Genomic DNA, 17,277 nt, shown 5'->3' with positions numbered 1-17,277 from the left:
GAAATTTATAATGAACGAAAAACAACAAACCATTTCCAAGTCTGTATCCGTAACAGGAGTAGGTTTACATACAGGTGTGGTGGCTACAATGACATTTGTACCAGCCCCTGCCAACCACGGATACAAGTTTCAACGCATTGATTTACCCGACCAGCCAATCGTAGATGCCGACGTCGACAATGTTGTCGACCTGTCGCGCGGAACCACCATTGAACAAAACGGAGCACGGATCCATACGGTTGAGCATACATTAGCAGCATTGGTTGGTTTGCAAATTGACAATGTGCTCATCCAGCTCGACGGCCCCGAGCCGCCGATCATGGACGGAAGTTCCATCAAGTTTGTAGATGCTTTGCTCGATGCAGGCATTGAAGAACAAAATGCATACAGGAATTACTTCGAAGTTCCTGAATATGTGCATTATATGAATAAAGAAACTGACACGGAACTTGTGGCGCTGCCGCTGTCCGATTATCGTCTGACCGTCATGGTTGACTATAATTCCACGGTCATCAGCAGTCAGCACGCATCCCTGAACGATATTACATTATTTAAAGACGATATCGCAGAATGCCGCACATTTGTATTCTTACACGAACTTGAAGCGTTATACGGTCAAAACCTGATCAAAGGCGGCGACCTGACGAATGCGATTGTTATTGTGGATCGTGAAGTGCAGGATGGCGAGTTGGACCATCTTTCGCAGCTTTTGAGCAAGCCTAAGGTGAGTGTTAATAAGTCAAAAGGCATTCTCAACAACGTTGACCTGCATTATCCGAACGAAATGGCGCGGCACAAGCTGCTGGACCTGATCGGGGACCTTGCACTGGTAGGCCGTCCGATCAAGGCGCAGATTTTGGCTGCCCGTCCGGGACATGCGGCCAATGTGGCTTTGGCCAAAAAAATTAAGAAACTAATAAAATCCGGCAAAGGGGATATTCCTCAATACGACCCGAATAAAGCGCCGGTCTTTGATATTAACCAGATCGGTCAGCTGCTTGCGCACCGTTATCCGTTCCAGATGATCGATAAGATCATCGCGCTGGACGAAAACAGCGTGGTAGGCGTGAAAAATGTGACGATCAATGAGCAGTTTTTCTTAGGGCATTTCCCTGGAAACCCTGTTATGCCGGGCGTTTTACAATTGGAAGCGATGGCGCAGACGGGCGGTATCCTTGTTTTAACGAGCGTGCCGGATCCTGATAATTACTGGCCTTATCTGATCGGAATTGATGCTTGCCGCTTCCGCCGCAATGTGTTCCCCGGGGATACGGTGATATTTAAATGTGAATTCACTTCTCCGATGAAAAGAGGGATCGTGAAAATGAGTGGCCGGGGATACGTAGCCGGACAGTTGGTGTGTGAAGCGGATATGATAGCAAGCCTGGTAAAGAAAAAATGACTCAATCATTAGCATATATTCATCCTGACGCTAAGATCGCTCAGAATGTAGAAATTGAACCATTCGCAATGATACATTCCGATGTTGAAATTGGTGAGGGCTCATGGATAGGATCACACGCTGTTATTAATTCAGGCGCGAGAATAGGAAAAAACTGCCGGATCTTTCCGGGAGCTGTCATTGCATCGACGCCCCAGGATCTTAAATATAACAACGAATACACATTCACTATCATCGGAGATAACACCACCATCCGCGAGTATGCGACGATCAGCCGCGGAACCGAGGAACATTGGAAAACGGTGGTCGGCTCCGACTGCCTGATCATGGCTTACGCCCACGTGGCGCACGATTGCCGGGTTGGAAACAGCTGCATTATCGGCAACAATGTGCAAATGGCAGGTCACGTACATGTAGGCGACTGGGCGATTGTGAGTGCGTTAAGCGCTGTTCATCAGTTTGTTAAAATCGGTTCGCATGCTTTCGTTTCTGGGGCAACATTGGTCCGGAAGGATGTGCCGCCCTTTACAAAAGCGGCGCGTGAACCCATTTCCTATGCCGGGATCAATTCGGTAGGGCTGCGCAGACGTGGTTACAGCAACGAAAAGATTAACGAGATCCAGAACATTTACCGCTACATATACATGCGCGGCCTGAACAATGCGGAAGCTCTGCAAAAAATAGAACTGGAATTGCCGCCATCCAACGAGCGGGATGTGGTCATTAATTTCATCCGTAATTCGGAAAGAGGGATTATGAAAAGCCCTTTCCAGACAAACGGAACCACCGAAGCAGAAGCGCAGCCTTAGGGATTTTCCAATTGGATTTTGTTAAAATATATGAAGCCCGGGATTGTTTTCCCGGGCTTTTTTTACGCATGAAATCTAAAAGAATCTTGAAGCAAATTTCCGGCTTTCGCTGTTATTCAACCACTTCTAATGCATCCCCTTCCTTAACAAGCCCAAAATTACTTGCTACCATATTCTGTCCGAAAAGCACCTTGTTGTTGACCCTTCGGTAAGATGCCAGTGTTTTCAGGGGCTCTGCGCCTTTTTCGCCTGTTGCCGGGTCGACGGTTATCAGCACGCACCGGCCGCAAGGTTTTACAATTTCAAAATCCAGTTCTCCCACCCGGATACGCTTCCATTGATCTTCTTCGAAAGGCATTGTTTCAGCAATCACGAAATTTGGGCGAAAACGGACCATGGAAATCGGTTCTTCCAACCGGGAATTTAACTCGTCCAGTGAGGCCTGAGATATGACAAGGAATGGAAATCCATCCGCAAAGCTCACATTCTCTCCATTGCTGGCATATTTCGGATCCGCCTTTCGCTCTGTTGATTCCGGCATCATTACAAGCCTGACGCGCTTATCCAGTTGCGCCGAGAGCCAGGCATCCGCTTCATCAGAAACTGTTACCGCATTCACAATGTCGTCCCAGATCGTTACAGAGACCTTTTTCCCAGAACCAGGTTCGTAAGGAAGGATCACATTGTTTTTGGGATTGTTTCTCAAAAATATTTTAAGTCCACTTGATTCCAGCGCGACATCGATCAGGGCCATTTGACCAAAAACCCTTTGCGTGATAAACACATTGTTTTCGTCAATGATGAGCCAGCGACGATCGTACTGCAGGCCTCTTTCTTCGACATTAGCCTCGGTAAGGCGAATTCCACCCAACGACTTGACCGGATAGATCCAAATTTCTGATAAACGCATTGTTCAAAGGTGTTTTATTCATGACTTTTAAAATTCCATCCGGGCGAGCGGACTTACAGTTTGATCCGTAAAATCCCTGGCTTCAAACTTATAATGCGCTGCCATCGCAATCATGGCTGCATTATCTGTGCAGTATTCGAATGCCGGAATGTACACTTTCCATCCCAGTTTTTCCCCCAATTCAAGCAGTGATTTCCGTAATCCCGAGTTCGCAGAGACACCGCCGGCGATTGCAATTTCCTTAATGCCCGTTTCCCGCGACGCTTTTTTTAGTTTTTTCAACAAGATGTCCACCAATGTAAACTGAATGCTCGCACAGATATCATTGATATTTTCACCGATGAAACCAGGATTCTCACGCACCCGTTTTTGCAAAAAATACATAAATGAAGTCTTGATCCCACTGAAAGAAAAGTCCAGCCCGGGCATTTCAGGAAGCGGGAAAGGGTAAGCATTCGGGTTACCCAATGCGGCATATTTATCGATCAACGGTCCGCCAGGATAGGGCAGATCGAGCAATTTGGCTGTTTTATCAAATGCTTCGCCCACAGCATCGTCTTTTGTCTCACCAATAATTTCCATTTCCAGTGGCCCGGTAACCTTCACAATCTGCGTATGCCCGCCGCTGACGGTGAGGCAGAGAAAAGGAAATGCAGGTTTGGGATCATCGATGAAATGCGCGAGCACGTGCGCTTGCATGTGATTGATCTCGATAAGCGGAATATTGAGCCCCAATGCCATGGATTTGGCAAATGAAGTCCCTACCAGCAAAGCACCTAATAACCCCGGTCCTTTGGTAAAAGCAATGGCATCCAGGTCTTTTTTTGCTACTTTTGCATCGTTCAGCGCGTTATCTACCACAGGCAGAATGTGTTGCTGGTGTGCCCGCGAAGCAAGTTCGGGAACCACGCCGCCATATTGTGTGTGAATCAGTTGCGTAGCAACAACATTGGAGCAGATTTTCCCGTTAGTGATTACGGCTGCGGAGGTTTCGTCACAAGACGATTCAATGGCGAGGATATTCATATTTGTTGAACTATAGTCGCAAAATTAAGCATTAACAATAAGATAAGCGGTATCCCGCCGCGAAGCTATATATGTTAAAATTCCTGAAGGCGTTTGGTAATGGTCTGATCGTAGTGATCATCTTCGCGCTGCTGGCGCTGGGAATTGTGACCATTGCACTTCAACTTCCTTCCGTCCAAACCTGGGCAGTTCAGCGTGTTACCAGTAATATTTCTGAGAAGCTGGGTTATCCCATTACCATTGAGAAAGTCAATATCAAGTGGTTCGACGTGGTTTCCCTCGAAGGTATTTCGGTGAAAGACACGAGCCAGAAGGATATGATCGACGTCGGCAGGATTGACGTTAATCTGGACCTTAATAACATTATTGAAAACGCTTCAAAAGAAATTTATCTCGATGAAGTGAATGTATATCAGCCCAATGTGCACCTGGCCATTATACCTTCCTCAGGCTCATTGAACATTGATGGCTTCATCGAACGGATCAACGAGCTCACCACCCCGGCTGTTCCGCGTCCCAAAAACGCACCTGAAAACAACACGCCTTTTATTATTGGTAAATCAAAAGTCATCGACGGCACATTCCGCTATGACGATCCGCGTCAGCCCCGCGATAAAGGTGCCAGGACTTTTGACTATTCTCATTTCGAGTTGAATAAATTAAACGGGGACCTGAGAAATTTCCTGGTTCAGGGCGACACCATTTCTTTTCTGGCGCGAAATCTGGAAACGGTCGATAAGCAGACCGGCCTTAGGATGCATGATCTGGAAACGCGCTTTTTGTTTTGCCAAAAAAAGATGGAGCTCAAAGAGCTGGACGCCCATATCGGCAATTCACATTTGAAAGACGAAGTCATATTTTACTATAACAGATCCGGCGAGCTGGGCGATTTCAATCATAAAGTCCGCATGAAAGGGCATTTGGTAGGAAGTCGTGTTGATTCCAAAGACCTGGGACTTTTTTCAAGTTATGTTGATAACCTAAGTGAAACCTGGCGCATATCGGGCGATTTTAATGGCAAAGTCGATGATTTCATGGTTTCGGATATGGACCTGCATTTCGGAAGAGGGAGCCGTTTGGTTGGTAATGTGGGTTTTCAGGGATTGCCGAAGATTGAAGGTGTAAAAATGGACATTCAACTGTCGCTTTCGAAGGTGGAACCGATGGACATTATCCAGTATTATCCTGAATGGGATATGCATTCCACGCTTTCGAAATTTGGCCTCACATTACTGGATGGCACATTTAAAGGCACATTGGAAGATTTTGCTTTGAATGCCACGGCTTCTTCGGACATGGGCGAAGTGGCGGGCGATCTCGTTTTCCACATTGCCGACGCACAGTCAACCACCTATTCCGGAACAATCAAAACGGCCGCTTTCAAGCTGGGTAAGTTATTGGATGACGAAGAAACCTGGCAGGAGCTGGATTTTGATGGTAAGGTTTTCGGCAAAGGGACAGAGTTGAAATTCGCATCGACGGATATGAATGCAACCGTCGGACGGGTTGGGTTCCAGCATTACAATTATAAGAACATTCAGCTCAAAGGAAATATACAAAATCAGTATTTCAACGGCCTGGTAGTTGCGCGAGATAGCAATCTGATCGCCAACATTGAAGGAGAATTTGACCTCTCAAAGGCGCAGAATGCATTTGATGTGCAAGGAACCATTGAACGTGCGAACCTCAAAGACCTTGGTTTTACAAAGGAGGCCATCACATTACGCACGCAACTGAACGTTAATCTGTCCGGCAATACATTTGACGCGCTGACAGGCGATGCCAAGCTGCTTGACACCTATTTGCTGATGTCTGAAAAGGAACGAAATCTGGTGATGGACACGCTGGTTTTCTCATCGCGCCAGATCGCCGACAGAAGGATCCTGAAACTGGAAAGTGAATTCCTGACCGCCAAAATGGATGGGAATTTTCTTCCAACCGCTGCATACAAGGACATTAGCCGCATTTTAGCCGAATACAGACTTTACTTCTTCGAAAACGAAGCAAACCGGACCGAATATTATGCCAAAAAGCCGGTTTCCACCTCATTAAGCCGTTACCAGATCGACTATGCGGTGGAAACCAGGAATTTGTCGCGGTTCCTCGCATTCCTGAGCCCCGACGTGCATATTTCAAGGGGAGCAAGGGCTGAGGGTGTCTTTAAAATGGATAACACGGCTTTTTTAACATTAAATGCACTTTCGGACACGGTTCGTTATGGAACCAATGAATTTGTGAAAGCGGAAGTCGATGTGACAACTTCAAAGTTTGTGAACTCAGCGGAAGTTTTGGCTTCCATGCTGGTAACATCCGAAAATCAGAAAATAAGCGCGCTGGTCCCCACCGAAAAACTGGAAATTGAAGGAACCTGGGATGTTGATCATATCGATTTTAATGGTGCCCTGAGTCAGGTAGCCAGCACGAATAATGCTAATCTGGCCGGTGAAATCCGTTTCCTGCCCGCTGGTTTGGACATTAATTTTAAAAATTCAAAGCTTAATCTTTTAGAGGAAACCTGGAATGTGCCTTCTGAAAGCTTCATTTCTATTGTAGGGCGTGATGTGACGATGTCCAATTTAGGCCTTGTGAGTGGCAAGCAGCGGATTTTTGTGAACGGCACGGCTTCGGAAGACCCGGAAAAAAGCATGGTGCTGGACATCAAAAATTTCAGGTTGTCCAGTTTAAATGCATTGTTGACCACGCAGTTGGCAGGAATTATGGACGGCTCTGCGAAAGTAAAGGACGTTTATAATGATGTTGTACTGGATGCCAATTTTAGCATTGAAAGCCTTGGTTATGGTCAGTATGAATTTGGAAATTTATCCGGGACAGGCGATTGGGACCAGAGCAGGAGCGAGCTGGAAATTGATGCGCAGCTGAACAAAGATGCACGGCGCGTGTTCAATCTCACCGGCGCCTATCGTCCCAAATTAAGCGCAAATACGCTGGATTTGAAGGCTATTTTCAACAATTTCGATTTCAAAGGTCTCGAACCGTTTGCTACGGGCCTGGTTTCGGACATTAGCGGGACGGCCAAAGGGGTGGTAACGATCAAAGGCGTGGTGAATGCACCGATCCTTTCCGGTTCTTTAATGGTGGATAAAGGCCGGATGAAATTCGATTATCTGCAATCGATCTTTACTTTCAGCGATAAGATCAACTTTACCGAGAGTGAGATTACATCCGATAACATGCTCATTACAGATACGGACGGAAACACGGCCAACCTGCGCGGCGGAGTTTTTCATGATGGTTTCAAGTACTTTTCTCTGGGTTTTAATGCGGATTTGCACAATTTCAAAATCCTGAACACAACGGCGAAGGATAACAGCATTTTTTACGGAACAGCTTATGTTACAGGACCGGTCGCCGTTTTTGGCCCTATTGACAACCTTAATATAGAAGCCAATGTTACCAGCAACAAGGGCACCAAAATTCACATTCCGCTGGACGGCGCTACGGAGGTGGCCACGCAGGATTACATTCAGTTTGTAAGCAAAATGCCACCGGCAGACAGCACTGCAAAATCAGGCGATTCCACGGCAAGAAGCCAGGTCGCAGGCGGCATTAAGATGGATTTTAATTTCAACCTGACGCCTGATGCAACTTGCGAGATCATTTTTGACAGGCAAACCGGCGACATTATCCGAGGGAACGGCAGCGGCAGGCTGAACCTTAATATTGATACAAAAGGCGATTTCACGATGGCCGGAACGTACGAAATTGAAAGGGGAGAGTACAATTTCACATTGCAGAATGTCATTAACAAGAAATTCAGCATCAAACCCGGAAGCCGCATTGTATGGTCCGGGGACCCTTATGGTGCGCAATTGGATGTAAAGGCGGGTTATACACAAATGGTTTCCCTGGCCGGCGTTTTGCCGAATACCAGCACCACCGAAACAGGAAACGATGCATTATCGCGCCGCTATCCGGTGGAGGTGACTATTGCGCTTTCGGAGCAACTGATGTCGCCACAGATCCGCTACGACCTGAAAGTGCTCGATAACCCATCGTTAAGCACATATCGCGGGCAACTGGAAGCATTTCAGAATAAGTTAAAGTCTGACGAACAGGAACTGAGCAGGCAGGTGAGCAGTTTATTGCTTGTAAATCAGTTGCTTCCCGAGGCAAGTCTGGCTGCGGTGGGGAGTCAGAATTTCCTGGGCAGCAGCATTAGTGAGCTGGTTTCCAATCAGATCAGCCGCTGGGCTTCGGGTATTAATGAGAATCTGGAAGTGGGGGTTTCAGGACTTTCTCTGGATCAAAATGCGCTTAATAACCTGCAATTGAGGTTTTCTTACCGTTTTCTGAACGATCGCTTCCGCGTTACGCGTGACGGACGTTTTACTTCCGGAACCCAAAGTGCGAACGGTGCGTCACAATATGACGCGGCCAGCTTGCTGGGTGAATGGACTTTGGAATACTGGCTCAATCCCAGTGGTTCGGTGCGGGTGAAAGCTTATAACCGCAATGTATTAAACTCGCTTGTCTTGAACTCGGTGACAACCGGTGGTGTGAGTATGCAGTTTACGCACAGTTTCAACCGCATTTCTTTAATGCCAAAACCTTCTGTAAAAATTCCCTATGTGCCTGCCGATACAACCAGGCAGGACACGACGGTCAATAAAATGATCTCTAAAAAGGATCCGACGCGCTGAAATTATTCCCCGCGGTATCTCACGGCCAGCCCGCTGAGCATATAGCCCTCACTTTTTACGCTGGTGTAATACTTGTATTTGACATTGATAATCGCATCAGCACCGATTTTTTGAGCCTTGATGACCAAACGTGCAGTAAGCAACTCCTTGGTTTTGGCATCATTACCACGATACATCATGCGCTTATCCTGCGTTTGACGCGCGGTAAGCGAGTCTTCACTGGTAATTTCCACAACCCCGATCTCCGAATAGGGCCGGTCCAAGGGCTGGTTATCATAAAGCACTTCAATAGGATATTTTGTATTGGTTGAAATGGGGATGCCCGAGGCGCAGCCCGCCAGGATAATGATGGCAGATAGGAATAGCAGGCGGGTTATACTTTTGATCGGCGTCATTTATCTTAATTAAATCATATAAGTTAAAACTGCTATTCTTCTCCCAGAATTCCTACTGACACCGGAAAATATGTATGGCGGTTGAAGCCTATACACCAAAACGTTGCCATTCTGTTGCACCGGATTTTATTTCGCCATTTATCCCTAAGTCATTGCTAAATGCCGGAATCTGAGTTATTTTCATGCAATCTAAATCTTACATAATCTTCTGGATATGGTCATGAATTTTAAAAGAAGAAATGCATTCCGTGGCAAAGCTGTTATCGGTCTGCTGCTAACCTCCCTGATCGCCGCTCCTTCCTTTTCGCAGGATCTGCCGAAAGGGGTGAAAAAGGTCACGTCTGTGGAAGGGATCACTGAGTACAATCTGGAAAATGGGCTGAAAGTGCTCATGTTTCCCGACCCGTCCAAGCCGACTATTACGGTGAATGTCACTTACCTGGTGGGTTCCCGCCATGAAGGTTACGGCGAAACAGGCATGGCGCATTTGCTGGAACACATGGTGTTCAAAGGCACGCCCAAGCATCCGAACATTCCACAGGAGCTCACAGAGCATGGAACCAGACCGAACGGAACGACCTGGTATGACCGCACCAATTATTACGAAACATTCTCGGCAACCGAAGAAAACCTGAAATGGGCGCTCGACCTGGAATCCGACAGGATGGTGAATTCTTTCATTGCCAAGAAAGACCTGGACAGCGAATTCAGCGTGGTGCGCAATGAGTTTGAATCGGGAGAAAACAGCCCGTTCCGTGTTTTGATGGAGCGTGTGATTTCGGGTGCATTTCTTTGGCATAACTATGGAAAATCAACCATCGGAAACCGCTCCGACATTGAAAGGGTGCCGATTGAAAATTTACAGGCTTTTTATAAAAAATATTACCAGCCGGACAATGCAGTCCTGACGGTTGCGGGAAAAATTGACGAAGCCAAAACATTGGCAATGATCAATGATTATTTTGGTAAAATCGCAAAACCGGAACGTGTATTACCCAAATCCTACACCTCTGAACCGACGCAGGACGGAGAGCGTTTTGTGGAGCTGAAAAGGACAGGCGATGTGCAAATGCTCATGGCAGCTTACCACATTATGCCCGGCTCGCATGCCGACTATCCTGCCATGGAAGTGCTTACCGAGCTATTAACTGCTGAACCCAACGGCCGGCTTTACAAAAATCTCGTGAATACAAAGAAGGCTTCATCTGAATTCGGATTCAGCTTTCAGTTGTTTGATCCGGGATTTGTGCTTTTTGGAGCCGAGGTTTTAAAGGAAAAATCGCTGGATGAAGCTAAAAAAGCATTTACAGCCACATTGGATTCGGCAGCAGTTCTGAAACCCTCCAAAGAAGACATTGAACGTGCGAAAACGACCATTCTTAAAAACTGGGACCTGGAATTCCGTAATTCCGAAAGGGTAGGACTGAGCATCAGCGAGGCCATTGCAACTGGCGACTGGCGGCTTGCTTTCCTTTTCCGGGATAACATTCGGAAAGTTTCGCCGGAGGACGTCTTCCGCGTTGCACAATATTATTTCCGTCCGTCCAACCGCACATTGGGAACATTCGTGCCGGAATCCAACCCGGTAAGGGCTGAAATCCCGGAAGCGCCGAATGTAGCGGAATTGGTGAAAGGCTATAAAGGTGAAGCCGTTGTAGCAGAAGGAGAGGCATTTGATCCGTCGCCAATGAATGTAGAATCCCGCACGACGCGCGTTGAAAAGCCTAATGCCATTGAAATAGCCCTGCTTCCCAAAACGACCAGAGGCAACGTTGTCGCAGCTAAAATCATATTGCGCTACGGGGATGAAAAGAGCCTGATGAACAAAGCGACCATTTCCGACCTTACGGGGTCCATGCTCGATAAGGGCACAAAAACCAAGACGAGACAGCAGCTGAAAGACGAATTCGACCGGCTGAAAGCGCGAGTTAGCTTCTTCGGGATCAATAACCAGGCTGGGGCGAACATTGAAACGACAAAAGAAAACCTGCCTGCTGTAATGAAGCTGGTGGCGGAAGTTTTGAAAAACCCTGCTTTTGATGAAACAGAATTTGAAAAACTAAAACAGGAGGAACTGGCCGGAATCGAATCGCAGCGGAGTGAGCCGCAGGCGATTGCATTCAACCAGTATCGCCGCATTGTAACGCCCTATCCAAAAGGGGACATTCGTTACGTGGGAACATTTGATGAAGATGTGGAGAGCATTAAAGCCACGACCATTGACCAGATCAAGCAGTTCCACAAAGATTTTTATGGTGCCAACAATGCTTCGGCAACGGTTGTAGGGGATTTTGACAAGGCGGCACTTCAGAAGATCATTAACGATGAATTCGGAACCTGGAAAAGTGCGAAACCATTTACCCGCGTTGCTTCCCCTTATGTAGCTGTGAAAGCAGAAAATAAAATGGTGGAAACGCCGGACAAAGCCAACGCCATGTTTATAGCGGGCCTTAATATGCCTCTGCAAGACACAGACCCCGATTATCCGGCATTGGTGATCGGTAATTATCTGTTGGGCGGAGGCTTTTTGAACTCCCGGCTTGCCACACGCATTCGCCAGAAAGATGGGTTAAGCTATGGTGTAGGATCACAATTCTCTGCAAGTTCTTTGGATAAAAGCGGCACATTTATGTCCTATGCGATTTACGCACCTCAAAATGCAGAGAAACTGGAAGCTGCATTCAAAGAAGAGATCGAGAAAGCAATGAAGGAAGGTTTTACGGCTGAAGAATTGAAGGCGGCGAAATCGGGTTACCTGCAATCCCGGCAGGTAGGACGCTCGCAGGATGCTTCACTGACCAACACATTGGCAAACAACCTTTACCTTAACCGGACTATGCAGTGGGATGCAGATTTTGAGAAGAAGATCGAAGCATTGACCCCGGAGCAAATCAAATCTGCATTTAATAAACACATTGATTACAACAAGCTGGTAATCATTAAGGCGGGCGATTTTGCAAAGGCCAAAAAAGGAGCGCCTGCTGCCGCTGCGCCTGCACCGCTGGGTGGAAGCGAGAAAAAATAAAGGCATTTAATATTAAGGAAGAATTAAACCGGCGGCAAATTGCTGCCGGTTTCTGCTTTTAAAGCAGTACATCTTTATCTTTGCCCAGTATACAAGGAAACCTTTATCGCTACAATGCCTCTCCAATGAAATTGATAAAAAACCTGACATTAAGATTACTGATTGCAGGACTCATCATCAGCCCCTCCGTTTTTAGTCAATCCAAAACAAAACCTGCCACGGCTAACCCTGGCAAACTTGCCCGGCCGAAGCTGGTGGTGGGCATCGTGGTGGATCAGATGCGCTATGATTATCTGTATCGCTATTACGACAAATACAAAGAAGGCGGTTTGAAGAGATTGATGAATGAGGGTTTCAATTGCCGGAACAACCATTATCATTATGCATTAACCGTCACTGCCGCAGGACATTCGGCTGTTTACACAGGTTCGCTGCCAGCCATTAACGGCATTGTCGGGAATGACTGGTACGATGCGCAAGCCGCCAAAACCGTCTACTGCACAGATGACAGCACGGTAGCAACCGTAGGAAGCAACAATGGGGCAGTGGGCAAAATGTCGCCGCGCAACCTGCTCACCAGCACCGTAACGGACCAGTTGCGGATTGCAACCAATTTTCGTTCAAAAACGATTGGTGTAGCCATTAAGGACCGCGCTTCCATTTTGCCAGCCGGACATGCCGCATCAGGGGCTTACTGGTTTGATTCAAAAACAGGAAATTTCGTAACAAGCACGTATTACCGCGACGATCTGCCGGACTGGGTGACTGCTTACAATAATCGAAAAATGCCTTCGGAATATTCCAAAGCGGGCTGGAAATTGTTGTTGCCCGTTGAGGAATACACGCAGAGCACAGCGGATGATGTGGTTTGGGAAGGTAAAATTTCCGGCGAGCCAAAATCCATTTTCCCGCATGAGCTTATCGGAACTGCCGGTGATGCTTACACAGTGATCACCACTTCTCCGTGGGGCAACACCATGACCAAGGATATGGCGATTGCGGCTATTAAGGGTGAAAATCTGGGTAAGGGAGCGGATACCGACTTTCTGGCTGTAAGCTTTTCAACGCCTGACCGGATCGGCCATGCATTCGGACCTAATTCTGTTGAACAGGAAGATAATTATCTGAAACTGGATATGGAATTCGCCGATCTGTTCAATTTCCTGGATACATGGACGGGAAAGGGCAATTACACAGTTTTCCTGACAGCGGATCACGGGGCTATGGATGTGCCTGCATTCTGGAAAGAAAACAAGCTGCCCGCTGGCTTAATGAGTGCGACCGCATTAACGCGTGCGGTTGTGAAATCATTGAATGATGCCTATGGAGAAGGCGATTACATTTCGGCTTTTGAAAATTATCAGCTTTACCTTAACAAGGCGCTTTTGAAGGAAAAGAAGGTAAGCGTTGCTGATGCTTACCAGATTGTGCGCACCGCATTGCTGCCTATGGAAGGCGTTGCCGATGTCTTGAACCTGACCGACATTAACCGTGCTCCCTTGAATACATATCAACTGGAAATGTATAAGAACAATATTCACGCGAAGCGGACCGGAGATATTCAGGTGATTGTGCAGCCGGGCTGGTTCGCATCTTCGTATGCAACGGGAACGGATCATGGAACGCCCTATAATTATGATACGCACGTGCCGTTCCTGCTTTACGGTTGGGGTGTGAATAAAGGCGAAACATTGCGCCGGACGACCATTGCGGACATTGCACCGACGATTTCTGCACTACTGCACATCCTGCCGCCGAGCGGCAATGTGGGCAACCCGGTTGAAGAAGCATTGAAAAAGTAGTTTTATGCCTTGCAGTCTTTATTGGTTGCAAGGTTTTTTGTTTAATAAATATTCCTAAACTGTGAGAAAAATTTGCTTCAAAGCAATGCTGGTGCTGCTTTCTGTATCTGCATTTGCCCCAACCCCTAAAAAAACAACGCCTAAATCATCGCCACTCGCGCGGCCTAAACTCGTGGTTGGTATTGTTGTGGATCAGATGCGCTACGATTATTTGTATCGCTATTACGATCAATATCAGGAGGGTGGTTTTAAAAGAATGATGAATGAGGGTTTCAACTGCCGGAACAATCATTACAGTTATGCACTAACCGTGACTGCTGCCGGTCACGCATCGGCCTATACGGGCTCGGTGCCTGCGATCAACGGCATCGTGGGCAATGAATGGTTTGACCCCATTACCAGGCAAAGCATTTATTGTGTGGAAGACAGCACGGTGAAAACGGTAGGAAGCAATAATACATCGGTGGGCAAAATGTCGCCGAGGAATTTGCTGACGAGCACGGTGTCTGACCAGCTTAGGATTGCTACCAACTTCCGTAACAAAACGATTGCGGTAGCGATCAAGGATAGAGGCTCTATTCTGCCTGGCGGGCATACCGCCAACGGTTCATATTGGTTTGATTCCAAAACCGGGAACTGGGTGACGAGCACCTATTATATGGACGACCTGCCGCAGTGGGTGAAGGATTATAATGCCAAAAAAATGCCTTCGGCCTATCTGCAAAAAGGCTGGCAATTGCTGCTTTCTGCGGATAGTTACGGACAAAGCTCACCGGACGATGTAGATTGGGAAGGCAAATTGCCTGGTGCCAAAAGGCCTGTTTTTCCCTATGACCTGGCTGGTTTGGCTGGCGATGCATTTGGTGTGGTAACGGATACGCCGTGGGGCAACACGATTACGAAAGAAATGGCCATTGAGGCGATTAAGGGAGAAAATCTGGGGAAAGGAAAGGATACGGATTTCCTGGCGATCAGCTTTTCGTCGACAGACAAGATCGGGCATAGGGTAGGGCCTAACTCCGTAGAACAGCAAGACGACTTCCTGCGCCTGGACCGCGAATTCGCGGAGCTTTTCGGCTTCCTGGACAGCTGGGTGGGCAAGGGCGAATACACCGTGTTCCTGACAGCCGATCACGGCGTTGTGGACGTTCCGGGGTTTGCAGCGGCGCATAAGCTTCCTGCCGGGCTGGTTGAGCGCAGGGTTGTAAATGCGACCGTGGATAAAGCATTGGATGACGCATTTGGTAAAGAAAAATACGTTCTGAGCAGAGAAAATAACCAGTTGTATTTCGATCACGCCCTTTTGCAAAAAAATAAAATAACCGTTGCTATGGCGACAGAAGTGATCCGGGAAGCATTGCTTAAAGTCCCTGGCGTAGCAGACGTTTTGAACCTGACGGATATGGGAAAGGCGCCTTTGAACACCTATCAGCTCGAACTTTACAAAAATAATGTGAATGCAAAGCGCAGCGGCGATATTCAGATCCTTGCCGAGCCGGGATGGTTTTACGGAACGCCAACAGGAACTTCCCATGGAACACCCTACAATTACGACACGCAGGTGCCTTTCGTTATGTTTGGTTGGGGGATAAATAAAGGGGAAACGTTGCGCCGGACTTCGGTTTCGGACATTGCGCCTACTATTTCTGCATTGTTGCACATTTTGCCAGCCAGCGGAAACATTGGAAATCCGGTGGAAGAGGCGATTAAGAAGTAAGTTGTTACATAAAAAGAGGCTGCATAGGGGAGATGATCCCTGCTATGCAGCCTCTTTTTGTTAATATTTCTGTTTGACCTTATTCAGGATTCTTCGACAATGAGCAGAATTCCGTCTGCTTTTTTAATCACCACTTTACTTCCGGCGGTGATGGAGGTGTGGTTTTCGGAGTTAGCTTTCCATTCTGCGCCACGGTAATAGATTTTTCCTTCCCCCTGGGCCGGAATGTCCTTGATAACCATGGCCGTTTCACCTACAAATTCATTGTATTCCGCCGCGCCTTTACGGTCCAGCAACCGACGCGCATGCTTACGTAACACAAGCATAGAGACCAGCGAAATAACAGAGAAAGCAATAATCTGACTTTCAGTGCTGCCAAGCAGGCCTATGGCGGCCAGCAAGGAGGTGAACAATGCACCGATCGCAAAAAACACGAAAACAAGTAAAACACTGACCAGTTCTGCAATTAGCATGATCAGTCCGACGATGAGCCATATTTGCGGCAAAGACAAATCCATACTATTTCTTTTGTTCTGATTTAACAACAGTAAGCGCGGTGGCGATCAACGATCCCATATCTGCCAGGTTGGCGGGCAGAATAAGCGTATTGCCTGCCTTAGCCAGCTTGCCAAATTGTTCCACATAATTTTCGGCCACTTTGAGCTGCACCGCCTCCACGCCACCTTCCATTTGAATGGCCTGGGCCACCAGCCTGATGCTTTCCGCTGTGGCTTCCGCCACCGAGCGCAACGCCGCTGCTTCCCCTTCCGCCTCATTAATCTGTCTCAGCCTGAGACCTTCCGATTCCAAAACCACTTTTTGTTTCTGACCTTCGGCAACATTGATCGCCGCCTGCTTCTCACCGTCGGACTGCAAAATTACAGCCCTTCTTTCCCTTTCTGCCTGCATTTGTTTTTCCATAGCAATCAAAACGCTCTGGGGTGGCGTGATATTCTTGATCTCGTAACGTAAAACTTTCACACCCCAGCCCGTAGCCGCCTCGTCGATGGATTCCACGACGGCGCGGTTAATGGTCATCCGTTCTTCGAATGTTTTGTCCAGATCAAGTTTTCCTATTTCACTGCGCATGGTTGTTTGCGCGAGCTGGATCACGGCAAATGTATAATCTGCAATGCCGTAAGCAGCTTTTTTAGGATCAATCACCTGAATGAAAATGACACCGTCCATGCGCACCTGCACGTTATCACGCGTGATGCAGATCTGTTCGGGAATGTCGATGGCGGTTTCCTTAAGGGTGTATTTATAAGCAATGCGGTCGAAAAACGGGATGATGAAGTTGATGCCGGGTTGCAGGACGGCGTAGAATTTACCCAGCCGCTCCATAATGTAAGCGGTTTGCTGCGGGATCACTTTCACGGTCATCAGGATCGTGAACACTACAAGGACAAGCAACACGATAAGTGGAGTGGTCATATCAAGTCAGGTTATGGTCTATTGCGAAAATAGCCATAACATGACTTCCTTCCTACTGCTTCATGCATCAGTATTACGGAAACTTGCTCGTCGGCT

General features: G+C 47.4%; 11 protein-coding genes. 6 read left to right on the top strand and 5 right to left on the bottom strand.

What is annotated here, in order from left to right; translation table 11 throughout:
* Positions 1–10 precede the first annotated feature (10 nt).
* Both L0660_RS16670 and lpxA read left to right on the top strand, forming a co-directional pair.
* Entirely contained in the window at positions 11–1,402 is a 1,392-nt protein-coding gene (locus tag L0660_RS16670) for a bifunctional UDP-3-O-[3-hydroxymyristoyl] N-acetylglucosamine deacetylase/3-hydroxyacyl-ACP dehydratase (RefSeq protein WP_233797378.1), read from the top strand.
* Entirely contained in the window at positions 1,399–2,211 is an 813-nt protein-coding gene (gene lpxA, locus L0660_RS16665; RefSeq protein ID WP_233797377.1) for an acyl-ACP--UDP-N-acetylglucosamine O-acyltransferase, read from the top strand. Before L0660_RS16670 ends, lpxA begins: the two co-directional genes overlap by 4 nt.
* Positions 2,212–2,323: 112 nt before the next feature.
* Here lpxA and L0660_RS16660 read toward each other — a convergent pair whose 3' ends face one another.
* Both L0660_RS16660 and tsaD read right to left on the bottom strand, forming a co-directional pair.
* Positions 2,324–3,121, bottom strand: coding sequence for an MOSC domain-containing protein (locus L0660_RS16660; protein WP_235160418.1), 798 nt, complete (start codon positions 3,119–3,121; stop codon positions 2,324–2,326).
* A gap of 27 nt (positions 3,122–3,148) precedes the next feature.
* On the bottom strand, positions 3,149–4,147 hold the full coding sequence (gene tsaD / locus L0660_RS16655) for a tRNA (adenosine(37)-N6)-threonylcarbamoyltransferase complex transferase subunit TsaD (protein ID WP_233797375.1): 999 nt from the start codon (positions 4,145–4,147) through the stop codon (positions 3,149–3,151).
* A 71-nt stretch (positions 4,148–4,218) separates the two neighbouring features.
* On the opposite strand from tsaD, the gene L0660_RS16650 reads away from it, so the two are divergent.
* Positions 4,219–8,808, top strand: a complete 4,590-nt coding sequence (locus tag L0660_RS16650; RefSeq protein ID WP_235160417.1) for a translocation/assembly module TamB domain-containing protein — start codon at positions 4,219–4,221, stop codon at positions 8,806–8,808.
* Positions 8,809–8,810: 2 nt separating this feature from the next.
* Here the strand turns inward: L0660_RS16650 and L0660_RS16645 are convergent, their stop codons facing one another.
* A complete protein-coding gene (locus L0660_RS16645; RefSeq protein ID WP_233797373.1) occupies positions 8,811–9,203 on the bottom strand; it encodes a hypothetical protein in 393 nt (130 codons plus the stop codon).
* 214 nt (positions 9,204–9,417) lie between these two features.
* Between L0660_RS16645 and L0660_RS16640 the strand changes: the two genes are divergently transcribed.
* From L0660_RS16640 to pafA (L0660_RS16630), 3 genes are all read left to right on the top strand, one after another.
* A complete protein-coding gene (locus L0660_RS16640) occupies positions 9,418–12,228 on the top strand; it encodes a pitrilysin family protein (RefSeq protein ID WP_233797372.1) in 2,811 nt (936 codons plus the stop codon).
* A gap of 125 nt (positions 12,229–12,353) precedes the next feature.
* Positions 12,354–14,030: an alkaline phosphatase PafA gene (gene pafA / locus L0660_RS16635; RefSeq protein WP_235160416.1), complete on the top strand. Its 1,677-nt coding sequence runs from the start codon at positions 12,354–12,356 to the stop codon at positions 14,028–14,030.
* Positions 14,031–14,115: 85 nt separating this feature from the next.
* A complete protein-coding gene (pafA, locus tag L0660_RS16630) occupies positions 14,116–15,747 on the top strand; it encodes an alkaline phosphatase PafA (protein WP_235160480.1) in 1,632 nt (543 codons plus the stop codon).
* 83 nt (positions 15,748–15,830) lie between these two features.
* On the opposite strand, the gene L0660_RS16625 is transcribed toward pafA (L0660_RS16630), so the two are convergent.
* A complete protein-coding gene (locus L0660_RS16625) occupies positions 15,831–16,265 on the bottom strand; it encodes an NfeD family protein (protein WP_026628537.1) in 435 nt (144 codons plus the stop codon).
* Between the two features lies 1 nt (position 16,266).
* The gene (locus L0660_RS16620) at positions 16,267–17,181 is read right to left on the bottom strand and encodes an SPFH domain-containing protein (protein WP_233797370.1); all 915 of its coding nucleotides are present in this window, start codon (positions 17,179–17,181) and stop codon (positions 16,267–16,269) included.
* Between the last annotated feature and the right edge of the window lie 96 nt (positions 17,182–17,277).

The organism is Dyadobacter sp. CY351, from assembly GCF_021502625.1.
Taxonomy (GTDB): domain Bacteria; phylum Bacteroidota; class Bacteroidia; order Cytophagales; family Spirosomataceae; genus Dyadobacter; species Dyadobacter chenhuakuii.
The sequence above is the reverse complement of the archived record's forward strand: the minus strand, read 5'-3'. Positions and strand labels throughout refer to the sequence as shown.

Excerpts from the sequence above, each read along its gene's own strand:
- L0660_RS16625 (WP_026628537.1), bottom strand. The coding sequence starts at position 16,265 with ATGGATTTGTCTTTGCCGCAAATATGGCTCATCGTCGGACTGATCATG.
- L0660_RS16620 (WP_233797370.1), bottom strand. The coding sequence starts at position 17,181 with ATGACCACTCCACTTATCGTGTTGCTTGTCCTTGTAGTGTTCACGATC.
- L0660_RS16640 (WP_233797372.1), top strand. The coding sequence starts at position 9,418 with ATGGTCATGAATTTTAAAAGAAGAAATGCATTCCGTGGCAAAGCTGTT.
- L0660_RS16670 (WP_233797378.1), top strand. The coding sequence starts at position 11 with ATGAACGAAAAACAACAAACCATTTCCAAGTCTGTATCCGTAACAGGA.
- lpxA (WP_233797377.1), top strand. The coding sequence starts at position 1,399 with ATGACTCAATCATTAGCATATATTCATCCTGACGCTAAGATCGCTCAG.
- L0660_RS16660 (WP_235160418.1), bottom strand. The coding sequence starts at position 3,121 with ATGCGTTTATCAGAAATTTGGATCTATCCGGTCAAGTCGTTGGGTGGA.
- pafA (WP_235160416.1), top strand. The coding sequence starts at position 12,354 with ATGAAATTGATAAAAAACCTGACATTAAGATTACTGATTGCAGGACTC.
- L0660_RS16645 (WP_233797373.1), bottom strand. The coding sequence starts at position 9,203 with ATGACGCCGATCAAAAGTATAACCCGCCTGCTATTCCTATCTGCCATC.
- L0660_RS16650 (WP_235160417.1), top strand. The coding sequence starts at position 4,219 with ATGTTAAAATTCCTGAAGGCGTTTGGTAATGGTCTGATCGTAGTGATC.
- pafA (WP_235160480.1), top strand. The coding sequence starts at position 14,116 with ATGCTGGTGCTGCTTTCTGTATCTGCATTTGCCCCAACCCCTAAAAAA.
- tsaD (WP_233797375.1), bottom strand. The coding sequence starts at position 4,147 with ATGAATATCCTCGCCATTGAATCGTCTTGTGACGAAACCTCCGCAGCC.